General features: G+C 39.6%; 1 protein-coding gene. It reads right to left on the reverse strand.

Annotation, left to right across the window (positions count from 1 at the left end):
• Nucleotides 1–1,273: aspartate ammonia-lyase (aspA, locus tag ACYVEC_RS30615; protein ID WP_063225066.1), on the reverse strand; the 1,273-nt coding region annotated here is incomplete at both ends.

Here is a 1,273-nt window from a genome sequence, read left to right on the forward strand (position 1 = left end):
GTTGCTCCTGCAATCCCTGGATGTGTCATTTCGAATGGATCTAGAATTAACTCTAAGTCTTCTTGTGACAATACACCATTTTTCACACAAAGTTCTCGAACGGATTGCCCTGTCGCGATTGCTTCTTTTGCAACACGAGCTGCTGCTTCATAACCGATATGAGGGTTCACGGCTGTAATAATTCCTACACTCTTCTCAACATACTCTTTTAAGCGATCTTCATTCGCTTCAATTCCTTTTAAGCAATTATCTGTAAAGGCACGGAAACCGTTGTTCATAATGCTAATCGATTGCAGTAAGTTGAAAACAAGTACTGGTTCCATCACGTTTAATTCTAATTGTCCTGCTTCTGAAGCAAGGCAAATTGTATGATCGTTACCAATTACTTGGAAAGCAATTTGATTAATTACTTCTGGCATAACAGGGTTTACTTTCCCTGGCATAATAGATGAACCTGGTTGACGAGCTGGTAACATAATTTCAGCTAAACCAACACGTGGACCTGATGCCATTAAGCGAAGGTCATTCGCAATTTTAGACATATTCATCATACATACTTTAAGTGCTGCAGATACTTCAGTATAAGCATCCGTATTTTGCGTTGCATCTACTAAGTCTTCTGCGCCAACAAGTGGTAGTTCACTAATGGTAGCTAAATGTTTTACAACTGCTTCAATATATTCTGGATCTGCATTTAAACCTGTACCAACTGCAGTTGCTCCCATATTTACTTCATATAAGTGTTGACGTGATTGCTGAATTCGTTTCATATCACGTTCAAGTACGCGAGAGTACGCTTTAAATTCTTGTCCAAGACGAATTGGCACAGCGTCTTGTAGATGTGTACGACCCATTTTAATCACATGGTCGAACTGTTCTGCTTTTAATTCAAATACATCGTGCATATAACCCATCGTTTGTAATAAACCTTCTAATGCGTTTAATGTTGCGATATGGATCGCCGTTGGGAATGCATCATTTGTTGATTGCGCCATGTTTACATGACTGTTTGGACTAATATAATGATAGTCTCCCTTTTCCATTCCTAATAATTCAAGAGCACGATTGGCAATGACTTCATTTGCGTTCATGTTCATTGAAGTACCTGCTCCGCCTTGGATTGGATCTACGATGAAATGATCATGCCATTTTCCATCAAGAATTTCTTGAGCAGCTTCTGCGATCGCGCCGCCCTTGTTCAATTCTAATCTTCCTACATCTGTATTAGCAAGCGCTGCAGCTTTTTTTACAACTGCGAACGCTCTAATTAAAC

It is taken from the genome of Bacillus sp. MN7755 (genome assembly GCF_054771475.1).